The 13,841-nt window shown below is 71.2% G+C and carries 11 protein-coding genes; 10 read left to right on the top strand and 1 reads right to left on the bottom strand.

What is annotated here, in order from left to right; genetic code table 11:
- Positions 1–92: 92 nt before the first annotated feature.
- A complete protein-coding gene (locus ABZ877_RS25570) occupies positions 93–635 on the bottom strand; it encodes a carbonic anhydrase (protein WP_361075070.1) in 543 nt (180 codons plus the stop codon).
- A gap of 409 nt (positions 636–1,044) precedes the next feature.
- On the opposite strand from ABZ877_RS25570, the gene rsmH reads away from it, so the two are divergent.
- From rsmH to ABZ877_RS25520, 10 genes are all read left to right on the top strand, one after another.
- Positions 1,045–2,001, top strand: a complete 957-nt coding sequence (rsmH, locus tag ABZ877_RS25565; protein WP_361075069.1) for a 16S rRNA (cytosine(1402)-N(4))-methyltransferase RsmH — start codon at positions 1,045–1,047, stop codon at positions 1,999–2,001.
- A 25-nt stretch (positions 2,002–2,026) separates the two neighbouring features.
- Positions 2,027–2,608 (top strand): septum formation initiator family protein, encoded by a 582-nt coding sequence (locus ABZ877_RS25560; protein WP_361075067.1) that lies wholly within the window; start codon positions 2,027–2,029, stop codon positions 2,606–2,608.
- Positions 2,609–2,612: 4 nt separating this feature from the next.
- The gene (locus ABZ877_RS25555; RefSeq protein WP_361075065.1) at positions 2,613–4,580 is read left to right on the top strand and encodes a penicillin-binding transpeptidase domain-containing protein; all 1,968 of its coding nucleotides are present in this window, start codon (positions 2,613–2,615) and stop codon (positions 4,578–4,580) included.
- Between the two features lie 58 nt (positions 4,581–4,638).
- Positions 4,639–6,312 (top strand): UDP-N-acetylmuramoyl-L-alanyl-D-glutamate--2,6-diaminopimelate ligase, encoded by a 1,674-nt coding sequence (locus tag ABZ877_RS25550; protein WP_361075064.1) that lies wholly within the window; start codon positions 4,639–4,641, stop codon positions 6,310–6,312.
- A 4-nt stretch (positions 6,313–6,316) separates the two neighbouring features.
- Positions 6,317–7,726, top strand: a complete 1,410-nt coding sequence (gene murF / locus ABZ877_RS25545; RefSeq protein ID WP_361075062.1) for a UDP-N-acetylmuramoyl-tripeptide--D-alanyl-D-alanine ligase — start codon at positions 6,317–6,319, stop codon at positions 7,724–7,726.
- Positions 7,723–8,796 (top strand): phospho-N-acetylmuramoyl-pentapeptide-transferase, encoded by a 1,074-nt coding sequence (gene mraY / locus ABZ877_RS25540; RefSeq protein WP_361075060.1) that lies wholly within the window; start codon positions 7,723–7,725, stop codon positions 8,794–8,796. Before murF ends, mraY begins: the two co-directional genes overlap by 4 nt.
- Positions 8,778–10,220 carry a UDP-N-acetylmuramoyl-L-alanine--D-glutamate ligase gene (gene murD, locus ABZ877_RS25535; protein ID WP_361075059.1) on the top strand — a complete coding sequence of 481 codons (1,443 nt, stop codon included), beginning with the start codon at positions 8,778–8,780 and terminating at the stop codon, positions 10,218–10,220. Before mraY ends, murD begins: the two co-directional genes overlap by 19 nt.
- A gap of 94 nt (positions 10,221–10,314) precedes the next feature.
- Positions 10,315–11,628 (top strand): putative lipid II flippase FtsW, encoded by a 1,314-nt coding sequence (gene ftsW / locus ABZ877_RS25530; protein ID WP_361075057.1) that lies wholly within the window; start codon positions 10,315–10,317, stop codon positions 11,626–11,628.
- A 6-nt stretch (positions 11,629–11,634) separates the two neighbouring features.
- Entirely contained in the window at positions 11,635–12,723 is a 1,089-nt protein-coding gene (gene murG, locus ABZ877_RS25525) for an undecaprenyldiphospho-muramoylpentapeptide beta-N-acetylglucosaminyltransferase (RefSeq protein WP_361075055.1), read from the top strand.
- A 28-nt stretch (positions 12,724–12,751) separates the two neighbouring features.
- Entirely contained in the window at positions 12,752–13,567 is an 816-nt protein-coding gene (locus ABZ877_RS25520) for an FtsQ-type POTRA domain-containing protein (protein ID WP_361075109.1), read from the top strand.
- The last annotated feature ends 274 nt before the right edge of the window (positions 13,568–13,841 follow it).

The raw sequence follows: 13,841 nt of genomic DNA, 5'->3' as shown, positions 1-13,841 counted from the left end.
GAGGCTCGCGCGAGGTGTCACACCCGCATTCTTGTTGGCGTTACCGGTTCGTGTCACTCGCCTGTGGACAACTGGCCGCGATATGTCGGGTTTCAGCGGGGCGTGATCTCCCGCAGTCGCCCCGTCTTCACGTCGAAGACGAAACCGCGCACGTCATCGGTGTGCAGCAGGAAGGGGGAGGTGCGCACCTTCTCGATGGACTGGCGGACGTCCTGGTCCACGTCGCGGAACCCCTCGACGGCCCACGTCGGGCGCTGGCCGACCTCCAGTTCGAGGTCGTTGCGGAAGTCCTCGCTGAGCCCTTCGAGGCCGCAGCCGCTGTGGTGGATGAGGACCACGCTGCGGGTGCCGAGGGCGCGCTGGCTGATGGTGAGGGAGCGGATCACGTCGTCGGTGACGACACCGCCCGCGTTGCGGATGGTGTGGCAGTCACCGAGCTCCAGGCCGAGGGCGGCGTGCAGGTCGAGACGGGCGTCCATACAGGCGACGACGGCGACGCGCAGGACGGGGCGCGCGTCCATGCCGGGGTCGGTGAAGGCGTCGGCGTACCGCGCGTTCGACTCGACGAGACGGTCGGTCACGGACCCTTCGGCGGTCACGGCGTCATCGGTGGGGCGAGAAGCGGAGGTCGTCATGGTGACGACGGTAATGGGCCGAGGGGGCCGCGTCCCGCAGCGGGTGGCCACAAAGAACGGTGTCGTGCCCTGGTGTGAGGTAACCCACAGGGGCGTGCGGGCACCCGCCGAACGGGTGAAAAGGCGTGCTTCGGGGCATCCGCCGACGCGCCCGGCGACGCGCAGGCCGGTTGATTGACCGAGGGGCACCGTGGACTAAAGTGACGCCGAACCCCGAAAAATCGAAGCAACACGGAGATCCCGGCTCTGCCGGACGCTCCCCGCGTGCGCGGCGCGTACGTACGGCTCGGCCTCCTCCCGCTCGGGTCGGCCGGCGTCACTTCCCCGGCGCCGACGGACCACACTCCCCTTCACGAGCGGGCGGGGACCCGGCAGTGCGTGCGACCGCCGCCGGACCTGAGAGGGCCCCTTGAGTCAGCGACATGTCCCGGTGATGCTCCAGCGCTGCCTGGACCTGCTGGCCCCGGCCCTGGCCGAGCCCGGGGCGGTCGTCGTCGACTGCACCCTCGGGCTCGGCGGCCACAGCGAGGCCCTGCTCGCCACGTTCCCCTCCTGCCGCCTGGTCGCCCTCGACCGCGACAAGGAGGCGCTGCGCCTGTCCGGGGAGCGCCTCGCCCGCTTCGGCGACCGGGCCACCCTCGTGCACGCCGTCTACGACGAACTGCCCGAGGTCCTCGACCGCTTGCGGATCCCGCGCGTCCAGGGCGTCCTGTTCGACCTCGGCGTCTCCTCCATGCAGCTCGACGAGGCCGACCGCGGCTTCGCCTACGCCCAGGACGCGCCCCTGGACATGCGCATGGACCAGACGACGGGGATGAGCGCCGCCGAGGTCCTCAACACGTACCCGGCGGGCGATCTTGTGCGGATCCTGCGCCAGTACGGCGAGGAGAAGCAGGCCAAGCGCATCGTCTCGGCGATCGTGCGGGAGCGCGAGAAGGAGCCGTTCAGCAACAGCGCCCGGCTCGTCGAGCTGATCCGCGACGCCCTGCCGCAGGCCGCCAAGCGCACCGGCGGCAACCCGGCCAAGCGGACCTTCCAGGCCCTGCGCATCGAGGTCAACGGTGAGCTGAGCGTCCTTGAGCGGGCGATTCCGGCGGCCGTGTCGGCGCTCGCGGTCGGCGGCCGGATCGCCGTCCTGTCCTACCACTCGCTCGAGGACCGGCTCGTCAAGCAGGTCTTCGCGGCGGGCGCCGCCACCACGGCCCCGCCCGGACTGCCCGTCGTCCCCGAGCGCTACCAGCCCCGGCTCAAGCTGCTCACCCGCGGCGCCGAACTCCCCACGGAGGAAGAGGTCGCCGAGAACCGCCGGGCCGCACCGGCACGGCTGCGGGGTGCGCAGCGCATCCGCGAGGAGGTCGCCGAGTGAGCCACGCGCGCGTGGAGAAGCGGTCATGACCGCGAGGAGCGGTCCGGACGACGCGAGGCACCCCAAGGGCAGAGGCCCCGGGGGTGCCAAGGGCTCCACGGGCGCCAAGGGCGCCGGGAGGCCGAAGAAGGCGGCGCCGCCCCCGCGCGGGCGCGCGCCCCGTCTCACACGGCTCGTCCCGGTCTCCCCGTCCGGCGGCGCCCAGGCCGCCCGGGCCCCGTTCGTCCTCCTCGTCGTGCTGCTGCTCGGCGGCGGCCTCATCACCCTGCTCGTCCTGAACTCCTCGCTCAACGAAGGATCGTTCAAGCTCAGCCGGCTCAAGAAGCAGACCACCGAGCTGACCGACGACGAGCAGCAGCTCCAGCGCGACGTCGACTCCTACTCGGCGCCCGACGCCCTCCAGCGCCGCGCCCGTGAGCTCGGCATGGTCCCGGGCGGCGACCCCGCCTTCCTCGACCCGGACGGCACGGTGCGCGGCGTGCCGAAGAAGGCCGCGTACTCCGTGCCGCTGTACCAGCAGGCGCCCGCGGTCCCGCTCCCGGCCACGCCGCCCCCTTCGACGGCGCCCGTCGCGACGGCCCCCGCTCCTTCGAACCCCGGCAGGTGACGCCATGACCGACAGGGAGCCCCCGCGCCGCCGTGTGCCAGGACCCGCGCGCGGCGGCGGCACATCGCCCCGCCCGGCCCCGCAGCGGCGCCCCGGGACCGGCGGGCGCCCCGCCGCACGGCGCCCGCGCCCCTCGTCCGCCAAGGACCGCGCACCACTGCGCCTGGGCAGCCCCCGCCCCCGTCTGCGGATGGTGAGCCTGGGCCTCACGCTCGTCCTCATGGTCTTCGTCGTCCGGCTCCTCCAGGTCCAGGGCGTCGACGCGAGCGCGTACGCCGCGCGGGCCGAGCTGAACCGGTACGTCAGCCACACCATCGCCGCCGAGCGCGGCGGCATCACCGACCGCCGCGGCGTCTCGCTCGCGACCAGCGTGGACGCGTACGACATCACCGCGGACCCCACCCTGTTCACCGAGAAGGCCACCGGGGTCAAGGACGCCCCCGAGCAGGCGGCGGCGCTCCTCGCGCCGATCGTCGACGGTGACGCGGAGGAGATCGCGAAGAAGCTGCGGACCGAGAAGACCCGGTACGTGCGCCTCGCCACCCGGCAGACGCCGCAGGTCTGGAAGCAGATCAAGGACCTCAGGTCGACGCTGAACGACAAGGCCAACGCCGAGGGCCGCGAGGCCAGCGTCCTCTCCGGCGTCCTCGCCGACCCCAGCAGCAAGCGCGTCTATCCGAACGGGGACCTCGGCGCCGGGATACTGGGCTGGGTCAACGCCGACGGCAAGGGCGGCGGCGGGATCGAGCAGCAGCTCGACAAGGAGCTCGCGGGCAAGAACGGCAAGATCCGCTACGCCCAGTCGGGCGGGCAGCAGGTGCCGACCGCGGGCAGCACCGAGCAGCCCGCCGTGGCCGGCTCCGACGTCGAGCTGACCATCGACCGCGACATCCAGTGGGCCGCGCAGAACGCGATCACCGAGCAGGTGCGCAAGTCCGGCGCCGACCGCGGCTACGTCATAGTGCAGGACACCCGCACCGGCGAGGTCCTGGCCATGGCCAACGCGCCCGGCTTCGACCCCAACGACCTCTCGGACGCCAGCCCGGCGGCGCTCGGCAACGCCGCGCTGCAGGACGCGTACGAGCCCGGGTCCACCGCCAAGGTCATGTCGATGGCGGCGATCCTGCAGGAGAACGCGGCCACGCCCCTGACCCACGTCACCGTGCCCAACCGGCTGCACCGCGGCGACCGGCTCTTCCAGGACGACATCGACCACGAGACCTGGCACCTCACGCTCAACGGCGTGCTCGCCAAGTCCAGCAACATCGGCACGATCCTCGCCACCGGCGAACTCGGCAGAACACAGCCGCAGGCCAACCGGGTGCTCCACTCGTACCTGCGCAAGTTCGGCATCGGGGAGCCGAGCGGTCTCGGCTTCCCCGGCGAGACCTCCGGCATCCTCGCCCCTGCGAACAAGTGGTCGACGTCGCAGCAGTACACGATCCCGTTCGGGCAGGGCTTCTCCATCAACGCCATGCAGGCGGCCTCCGTCTACTCGACCATCGCCAACGACGGCGTACGGATCGAACCGACGCTGGTGCGCGGCGCGAAGGACCCCGACGGCCGGTTCCGGCCCGCGCCCCGGCCGAAGGAGACCCGGGTCGTGAGCGCGAAGACGGCGAGGACGGTCGCCAGGATGCTGGAGTCCGTCGTCGACGACGAGGAGGGCACCGGCACCAAGGCACGCATCCCCGGCTACCGCGTCGCGGGCAAGACCGGTACGGCCAACCGCGTGGATCCGGCCACCGGCCGCTACAAGGGGTACACGTCGTCCTTCGCCGGGTTCGCGCCCGCCGACAAGCCGCGGATCACCGTCTACTGCGCCATCCAGAACGCCACGAAGGGCAGTTACTTCGGCGGCCAGATCTGCGGCCCCATCTACAAGCAGGTCATGGAGTTCGCCCTGAAGACCCTCCAAGTACCGCCCACGGGCGCCAAGTCCGCCCGGCTGCCCGTCACGTTCGAGCCATGACGGCCGGGAACCACCGTGTCCATGATCACTTCACCCCGCGACGACACCAGAAGAGCCCGTGACAACCATCACCCCGGACTCCGGGAACCAGCCCCCGCCACGCCCCTCGCTTCGCTCCGAGAGGGGTGCGCCCGGTACGCTCACCGCCGTGCCACACGCTGATCAGTCCCAAACCACCCAGAAGGGCGCACCCGTGACATACCCCGGGCCGCCGCGGCCGGTCGAGGTCTCCGCCACACCCCTCGCGGAACTGGCAGATCAGCTAGGTGTCCCCGCACCCCGGGCCACCGACGCGGGCGGGAACGCCCCGAGCGTCTCCGGCATCACCCACGACTCCCGCGCGGTACGCCCCGGCGACCTGTACGCGGCCCTGCCGGGCGCCCGCGCGCACGGCGCCGACTACGCGGCCCAGGCCGCCACCCTCGGCGCGGTCGCCGCGCTCACCGACCCGGCCGGCGCCGACCGCGTCGCCGAGGCCGGGCTCGTCCCGCTCGTCGTGGACAACCCGCGCGCGCGGATGGGCGAACTGGCCGCCACCATCTACGGCCACCCGGGCAAGGACCTACTCCAGCTCGGCATCACCGGCACGTCCGGCAAGACCACCACCGCGTACCTCGTCGAGGGCGGTCTGAAGTCGGTCCGCTCCACCGGGCTCATCGGCACGGTCGAGATGCGCATCGGCGACGAGCGCATCAAGTCCGAGCGGACCACGCCCGAAGCCACCGACCTCCAGGCGCTGTTCGCCGTCATGCGCGAGCGCGGCGTCGACGCCGTCGCCATGGAGGTCTCCAGCCACGCCCTCGTGCTCGGCCGGGTCGACGGCTGCGTCTTCGACGTCGGCGTCTTCACCAACCTCAGCCCGGAGCACATGGAGTTCCACTCCGACATGGAGGACTACTTCCGGGCCAAGGCGCAGTTGTTCACACGCGCACGCAGCAAACAGGGCGTCGTGAACTTCGACGACGAGTACGGGCGCCGGCTCGTCCGGGAGTCCGAGGTCCCGGTCGTGACCTTCTCGGCGGAGGGGCACCCCGACGCCGACTGGCGGGCCGAGGACGTCGAAGTGGGGCCGCTCGGCTCCACGTTGACCGTCGTGAGCCCCAAGGGCGAGCGGATCGCCGCCAAGGCGCCGCTCCCCGGCGCCTTCAACGTCGCGAACACCCTCGCCGCGATCGTCACCCTCGCCGTCGCCGGGATCGACCCGCAGACCGCCGCCGACGGCATCGCCGCCGTCCCCGGGGTCCCGGGCCGCCTGGAGCGGGTGGACGCGGGCCAGGACTACCTCGCCGTCGTCGACTACGCGCACAAGACCGACGCCGTCGAGTCCGTCCTGCGGGCCCTGCGCAAGGTCACCGAGAACAAGCTGCACATCGTGCTCGGCTGCGGCGGCGACCGGGACAGGACCAAGCGGATGCCGATGGGCGCCGCCGCCGCGCGGTTCGCCGACACGGCCATCCTCACCTCCGACAACCCGCGCTCCGAGGACCCCCTCGCGATCCTCGCCACGATGCTGGCCGGCGCCGCCGACGTGCCCGCCCACGAGCGCGGCGAGGTCGCCGTGTTCGAGGACCGGGCCGCCGCCATCGCCGCCGCCGTCGCACGCGCCCGGCCCGGCGACACGGTGCTCGTCGCGGGCAAGGGCCACGAGCAGGGCCAGGACATCGCCGGGGTGGTGCGTCCCTTCGACGACCGCCAGGTGCTTCGCGAAGCCATCGAGCAAACCCAGGGATGAAGTTGTGATCGCCCTCTCCCTCGCCGAGATCGCCTCTGCTGTCGGCGGGCAGACCTATGACATACCGGACGAACAGGTCCGGGTCACCGGGCCGGTCGTCATCGACTCGCGCAAGGTCGAGACCGGCAGCCTGTTCGCCGCGTTCGCCGGCGAACGCGTGGACGGCCACGACTACGCGCGCGAGGTCGTCGACAAGGGAGCGGCCGCCGTCCTGGCGTCCCGCCCCGTCGGCGTGCCCGCCATCGTCGTCGACGACGTGAAGGCGGCGCTCGGCGCGCTCGCCCAGCACGTCGTCGAGCGGCTCGGCGCCACCCTCGTCGCGCTGACCGGCTCGGCCGGCAAGACCAGCACCAAGGACCTCATCGCCCAGGTGCTCAGCCGCAAGGCGCCCACCGTCTTCACGCCGGGCTCGTTCAACAACGAGATCGGCCTGCCGCTCACCGCCCTGTCCGCCACCGACGAGACGAAGTTCCTCGTCCTGGAGATGGGCGCCCGCGGCAAGGGCCACATCCGGTACCTGACGGGCCTCACGCCCCCGCGCGTCGGCGTCGTCCTCAACGTCGGCAGCGCCCACATCGGCGAGTTCGGCGGCAAGCAGCAGATCGCGGAAGCGAAGGGTGAGCTGGTCGAGTCGCTCCCCGCCGACGGCACCGCGGTCCTCAACGCCGACGACCCGCTCGTCCGGGCCATGGAGTCCCGTACGAAGGCCAAGGTGCTCCTCTTCGGAGAGAGCGACGAAGCCGACGTACGTGCCGAGAATGTCCGGCTCACGGAGAACGGGCAGCCCGCCTTCGACCTCCACACACCCTCCGGGTGCAGCGAAGTGACCTTGCGCCTGTACGGTGAGCACCACGTGTCGAACGCGCTCGCCGCGGCCGCCGTCGCCCATGACCTTGGCATGTCCGCCTCGGAGATCGCGCTCGCGCTCTCCGAGGCTGGCTCCCTGTCCCGCTGGCGGATGGAGGTCACCGAGCGTCCGGACGGCGTCACGATCGTCAACGACGCCTACAACGCGAACCCCGAGTCCATGCGAGCCGCCCTGCGCGCGCTCGTGGCAATGGGCGAGGCCCGGCGGGCAACGGGGGGTCGTACGTGGGCGGTGCTCGGGCACATGGCCGAGCTGGGCGACGAGTCGCTGGCCGAGCACGACGCGGTCGGACGGCTCGCCGTCCGGCTCAACGTCAGCAAGCTCGTGGCAGTCGGGGGCAGGGAAGCGTCCTGGTTGCGACTGGGCGCCTACAACGAGGGTTCGTGGGGTGAGGAGTCGGTGCACGTGTCCGACGCACAGGCGGCGGTCGACCTGTTGCGCAGCGAGCTGCGCCCGGGTGACGTCGTGCTCGTGAAGGCATCCAGGTCGGTGGGCCTGGAGAGCGTGGCACAGGCGCTGCTCGAGGGCGAGGTCGATGCCCGATGATGAAGCAGATCCTCTTCGCGGGCGTCATCGGTCTGTTCCTGACGCTGGTCGGCACCCCCCTGCTGATCAAGCTCCTGGCGCGCAAGGGCTACGGCCAGTACATCCGTGACGACGGCCCGCGCGAGCACCACAGCAAGCGCGGTACACCGACCATGGGTGGTATCGCCTTCATCCTGGCGACCCTCATCGCGTACTTCCTGTCCAAGCTGATCACCGGCGCGTCCCCGACCCTGTCGGGTCTCCTCGTGCTCGGCCTGATGGCGGGCATGGGCCTGGTCGGCTTCCTCGACGACTACATCAAGATCGTCAAGCGCCGTTCGCTCGGTCTGCGGGCCAAGGCGAAGATGGCCGGACAGCTGATCGTCGGCATCGCCTTCGCGGTCCTGTCCCTGCAGTTCGCGGACGCCAGGGGGCAGACCCCGGCCTCGACCCGGCTCTCCTTCGTGGAGGACTTCGGCTGGACGATCGGCCCGGTGCTCTTCGTCGTCTGGGCGCTGTTCATGATCCTCGCGATGTCGAACGGCGTGAACCTCACCGACGGCCTCGACGGCCTCGCCACCGGCGCCTCCGTGATGGTCTTCGGCGCCTACACCTTCATCGGCGTCTGGCAGTTCCAGGAGTCCTGCGCCAACGCGCAGACCCTCACCAACCCAGCCGCGTGTTTCGAGGTCAGAGACCCACTCGACCTGGCCGTCGTCGCCTCCGCCCTCATGGGCGCCTGCTTCGGCTTCCTGTGGTGGAACACCTCGCCCGCCAAGATCTTCATGGGTGACACCGGCTCCCTCGCCCTCGGCGGCGCCCTCGCGGGTCTCGCGATCTGCTCGCGCACCGAACTGCTGCTCGCCCTGCTCGGCGGCCTCTTCGTGATGATCACCATGTCCGTGGTCATCCAGGTCGGCTCCTTCAAGCTCACCGGCAAGCGTGTCTTCCGCATGGCGCCACTCCAGCACCACTTCGAACTCAAGGGGTGGTCCGAAGTCCTTGTCGTGGTCCGCTTCTGGATCATCCAGGGCATGTGCGTGATCGTCGGACTCGGCCTCTTCTACGCAGGATGGGCAGCCAAGAAGTGACATCTGGTCAGGGTTCCTGGCAGGGGACGACCATCACCGTCGCCGGTCTCGGCGTGAGCGGCCTCAGCGCCGCCCGCGCCCTGGCCGGCCTCGGCGCGTCGGTCACCGTCGTGGACGGCGGCGACGGCCCCGCCCAGCGCGAAAAAGCGGCGCTTCTTGAAGAGGAGGGCATTTCCGTACGCCTCGGGGATGCCGAGACGCTGCCCGAGGGCACCGAACTCGTCGTCACCTCGCCGGGCTGGAAGCCGACCTCGCCCCTGTTCGCTGCCGCCGCAGAGGCGGGCGTGGACGTCATCGGCGACGTCGAGCTCGCCTGGCGCCTGCGCGGCCCCGACGCGGCGCCCTGGCTCGCCATCACCGGCACCAACGGCAAGACCACCACGACGCAGATGCTCGCCTCGATCCTGACGGCGGCGGGCAAGCGCACGGCCGCCGTCGGCAACATCGGCACCCCGATCATCGACGTGGTTCTCGAAGGGGACGACGCCTACGACGTCCTCGCCGTCGAGCTGTCCTCCTACCAACTGCACTGGGCGCCCTCCCTGCGCGCCCACTCCGCGGCCGTCCTCAACCTCGCGCCCGACCACCTCGACTGGCACGGCTCCATGGAGGCGTACGCCGCCGACAAGGGCCGGATTTACGAAGGCAACCAGGTCGCCTGCGTCTACAACACCGCCGACAAGGCCACCGAGGACCTCGTCCGCGAGGCCGACGTCGAGGAGGGCTGCCGCGCCATCGGCTTCACCCTCTCCACACCCGGCCCCTCCGAGCTGGGCGTCGTCGAGGGCATCCTCGTCGACCGGGCCTTCGTCGAGGACCGGCAGAAGAACGCCCAGGAGCTGGCCGAGGTCGCCGACGTGACCCCGCCGGCCCCGCACAACATCGCCAACGCCCTCGCGGCGGCGGCCCTCGCCCGCGCCTACGGCGTCGAACCCGCCGCCGTCCGCGACGGGCTGCGCGCCTTCACCCCGGACGCCCACCGCATCGCCCACGTCGCCGACGTCGACGGGGTGGCGTACGTGGACGACTCCAAGGCGACCAACACCCACGCCGCGCAGGCGTCGTTGGCCGCGTACGAGTCGATCGTGTGGATCGCGGGCGGGCTCGCCAAGGGAGCGACCTTCGACGAGCTGGTCGCGGGCGCCGCCGGGCGGCTTCGCGGCGTCGTCCTCATCGGCGCCGACCGGGCCCTGATCCGGGAAGCCCTGGAGCGACACGCCCCGGAAGTACCGGTCGTCGACCTCGACCGGACCGACACTGGGGCGATGTCCGCGGCGGTCCAGGAGGCGGCGCGGCTCGCCCGCCCGGGGGACACCGTCCTGATGGCCCCGGCCTGCGCGTCGATGGACATGTTCACGAACTACAACAAGCGTGGCGAGGCGTTCGCGGAAGCGGTCCGTGAACTGGGCGCCACCAGCGTCTGACGGTACCTTCGGGTGCCCGGTGACGCCGGGCACCCTCGGGAGGGGAACGTGGCAGCGCACCAGCGAACGTCGAACCGGTACCGGGGGAGCGGCCATGCCCGCTAGCAGCGCCGGAGCCACCAAGCGGCCCGCGGCCCCGCCGCGGCGCACCAGCCGCGTCTACCGGGCCCGCGTCAACCCCGTACGCCGCCTCTACACCCGGGCCCGCCGCGCCTGGGACCGGCCCCTCACCGCGTACTACCTGATCCTCGGCTCGGCCCTGCTCATCACCGGGCTCGGCCTGGTGATGGTCTACTCGGCGTCGATGATCACGGCCCTGCAGATGGGGCTGTCCTCCTCGTACTTCTTCCGCAAGCAGTTCGTCGCGGCCGTCCTCGGCGCGATCCTGCTCGTGCTCGCCATGCGGATGCCGGTCAAGCTCCACCGGGCCCTGGCCTACCCGATCCTCGCCGTCAGCGTCTTCCTGATGGTCCTGGTGCAGGTGCCGGGGATAGGGGTGTCGATCAACGGCAACCAGAACTGGATCTCGCTCGGCGGCCCCTTCATGCTCCAGCCCAGCGAGTTCGGCAAGCTGGCGCTGATCCTGTGGGGCGCCGACCTGCTCGCCCGCAAGCACGACAAGCGGCTCCTCACCCAGTGGAAGCACATGCTGGTGCCGCTCGTCCCGATGGCGTTCCTGCTGCTCGGCCTGATCATGCTCGGCGGTGACATGGGCACCGCGATCCTGCTCACCGCGATCCTGTTCGGCCTGCTGTGGATGGCGGGCGCCCCGACCAGGCTCTTCGTCGGCGTCCTCACGGTCGCGGGCCTGATCGGCGTCATGCTCATCAAGACCAGCCCCAACCGCATGGCCCGCCTCGCCTGCCTCGGCCGCTCCGACGCGGGCCCCGGCGACATGTGCTGGCAGGGACTGCACGGCATCTACGCCCTGGCCTCCGGCGGACTCTTCGGTTCCGGGCTCGGCGCCAGTGTGGAAAAATGGGGCCAACTGCCCGAAGCGCACACCGACTTCATCTTCGCCATCACCGGTGAGGAACTGGGCCTTTCAGGGACGCTGTCGGTGCTCGCCCTGTTCGCGGCTCTAGGCTATGCGGGTATCCGCGTGGCCGGACGCACGGAGGACCCCTTCGTGAGATATGCCGCGGGAGGCGTGACCACCTGGATCACGGCGCAGGCCGTGGTCAACATCGGTGCGGTGCTCGGCCTGTTGCCGATCGCCGGTGTCCCGCTCCCGCTGTTCTCGTACGGGGGGTCCGCGCTGCTGCCGACCATGTTCGCCGTGGGACTTCTGATCGCGTTCGCGCGGGACGAACCGGCGGCACGGGCGGCCCTCGCCATGCGGCAGCCACGGATGAGATGGAACACGATGCGACGGCGCGCCTCGGCGCGTACGTCCGGAGAGCGGTGAATTTCGGTGCATGTCGTACTCGCCGGTGGGGGGACCGCCGGCCACATCGAGCCGGCGCTCGCCCTCGCGGACGCCCTGCGCAGGCAGGACCCGACCGTGGGGATCACGGCCCTCGGCACGGAGCGCGGCCTGGAGACCCGTCTCGTACCGGAGCGCGGCTACGAGCTGGCGCTGATTCCCGCCGTCCCGCTGCCCCGCAAGCCCACCCCCGAGCTGATCACGGTGCCGGGGCGCCTTCGCGGCACCATCAAGGCCGCCGAGCAGGTCCTTGAGCGCACCAAGGCCGACTGCGTCGTCGGCTTCGGCGGCTACGTGGCGCTGCCCGGCTACCTCGCCGCCAAGCGCGCGGGCGTGCCGATCGTGGTGCACGAGGCGAACGCCCGGCCCGGCCTGGCCAACAAGATCGGCTCCCGGTACGCGGCGGGCGTCGCCGTCTCCACCCCGGACAGCAAGCTGCGCGACGCCCGCTACATCGGCATCCCGCTGCGCCGCACCATCGCCATGCTCGACCGCGCCGCCGTGCGCCCCGAGGCCCGCCACACCTTCGGCCTCGACCCCAACCTGCCGACGCTGCTCGTCTCCGGCGGCTCCCAGGGCGCCCGCCACCTCAACGAGGTCATCCAGCGCGTCGCCCCGCTGCTCCAGCAGGCCGGCATCCAGATCCTGCACGTGGTCGGCCCGAAGAACGAACTGCCACACGTACAGCAGATGCCGGGAATGCCCCCCTACATCCCGGTACCGTACGTGGACCGGATGGACCTCGCGTACGCCGCGGCCGACATGATGCTCTGCCGCGCGGGCGCGATGACCGTCGCCGAACTCTCCGCCGTCGGACTCCCGGCCGCCTACGTCCCGCTGCCCATCGGCAACGGCGAACAGCGGCTCAACGCCCAGCCGGTGGTCAAGGCCGGCGGCGGCCTGCTGGTCGACGACGCGGAGCTGAGCCCCGAGTGGGTCATGGGCAACGTCCTGCCCGTGCTCGCCGACCCGCACCGGCTGTACGAGATGTCCCGCGCCGCCTCCGAATTCGGCCGCAGGGACGCCGACGACCTGCTCGTCGGGATGGTGTACGAGGCGATCAACTCACGCCGCTGACGGCGTACGACACATGAGGCAGGGCAGCGTGGCCGGAGCGAGCACCGCGGACCGCGGCGAACGAGACGAGGCCGAGGCGTCCTCCGCGGGCCCCTCCGGCCCGCCGCCGCCCCGGCTGCGCCTGCCCCGCCTGCGCACACTCGTCGTGAGCGGCGTCCTGCTCGCGCTGATCGGCGCGGGCGTGGTCTGGGTCCTGTACGGATCGCAGTGGCTGCGCGTCGAGCGCGTCACCGCCTCCGGGACCGACGTCCTCACGCCCGGGCAGGTGCGCGAGGCCGCCGCGGTGCCGGTCGGCGCCCCGCTGGTCTCCGTCGACACCGGCGCCATCGAGGAGCGGATCCGGCGGAGCCTGCCCCGCGTCGACTCGGTGGACGTGGTGCGTTCCTGGCCGCATGGAATCGGGCTGAAAGTGACGGAACGCAAGCCGGTTCTCCTCATCGAGGACGCCGGAAATTCGGGCAAGTTCATCGAAGTCGACCATGAGGGTGTGCGTTTTGCGACGGTCGACAAAGCCCCGAAGGGCGTTCCCCGGCTGGAATTGACGCCGGATCAGGCGGGCGCCGCGGCGAGCCTGCGACGCTTCGGTACCGACCGTCTGCTCCGCGAGGCGGTCCGGGTCGCCGGGAACCTTCCGGCGGCCGTCGGGCGCGACACCCGTACCGTCAGGGTCCGTTCGTACGACGACATCTCGCTGGGGCTCACCGGCGGGCGCACCGTCGTCTGGGGAAGTGCCGAGAAGGGCGGCGCGAAGGGGCGCGTACTGCGCGGCCTCATGAAAGCAGCTCCAAAGGCTTCGCACTTCGACGTGAGTGTTCCCACCGCCCCTGCCTCGTCGGGGAGTTGACGCACATCAGCGCAGGCCAGCACCCTGGTTGGGCAGCGCTACGGCTGATCACATAGGGTGAAAAGAAAAACGGGAGGTTCGGCGTGTTCGTTGAACGGGCGCCACTTGTCGACTTAGTGTCAGGTTCGGAAGAGTCCAGGGAACAGACACACTGGTAACCCTAAACTTCACCGTTAGGGTTCGGGTCGGCAGTCGACTAGTAGTCCGGACCGTCCCCATTCGACATCAGTCGTCGCCTCGGCAGACACGAAGCGGCGACACGTAACTCGAGGCG

It is taken from the genome of Streptomyces sp. NPDC046939 (assembly GCF_040644575.1).
GTDB lineage: Bacteria > Actinomycetota > Actinomycetes > Streptomycetales > Streptomycetaceae > Streptomyces.
This window is presented reverse-complemented; position numbering and strand designations above follow the sequence as displayed.

What these genes read in the sequence shown, in the direction of transcription:
- ABZ877_RS25570 (WP_361075070.1), bottom strand. Translation starts at nt 635, where the DNA reads ATGACGACCTCCGCTTCTCGCCCCACCGATGACGCCGTGACCGCCGAA.
- ABZ877_RS25560 (WP_361075067.1), top strand. Translation starts at nt 2,027, where the DNA reads ATGACCGCGAGGAGCGGTCCGGACGACGCGAGGCACCCCAAGGGCAGA.
- ABZ877_RS25555 (WP_361075065.1), top strand. Translation starts at nt 2,613, where the DNA reads ATGACCGACAGGGAGCCCCCGCGCCGCCGTGTGCCAGGACCCGCGCGC.
- mraY (WP_361075060.1), top strand. Translation starts at nt 7,723, where the DNA reads ATGATGAAGCAGATCCTCTTCGCGGGCGTCATCGGTCTGTTCCTGACG.
- murD (WP_361075059.1), top strand. Translation starts at nt 8,778, where the DNA reads ATGGGCAGCCAAGAAGTGACATCTGGTCAGGGTTCCTGGCAGGGGACG.
- ftsW (WP_361075057.1), top strand. Translation starts at nt 10,315, where the DNA reads ATGCCCGCTAGCAGCGCCGGAGCCACCAAGCGGCCCGCGGCCCCGCCG.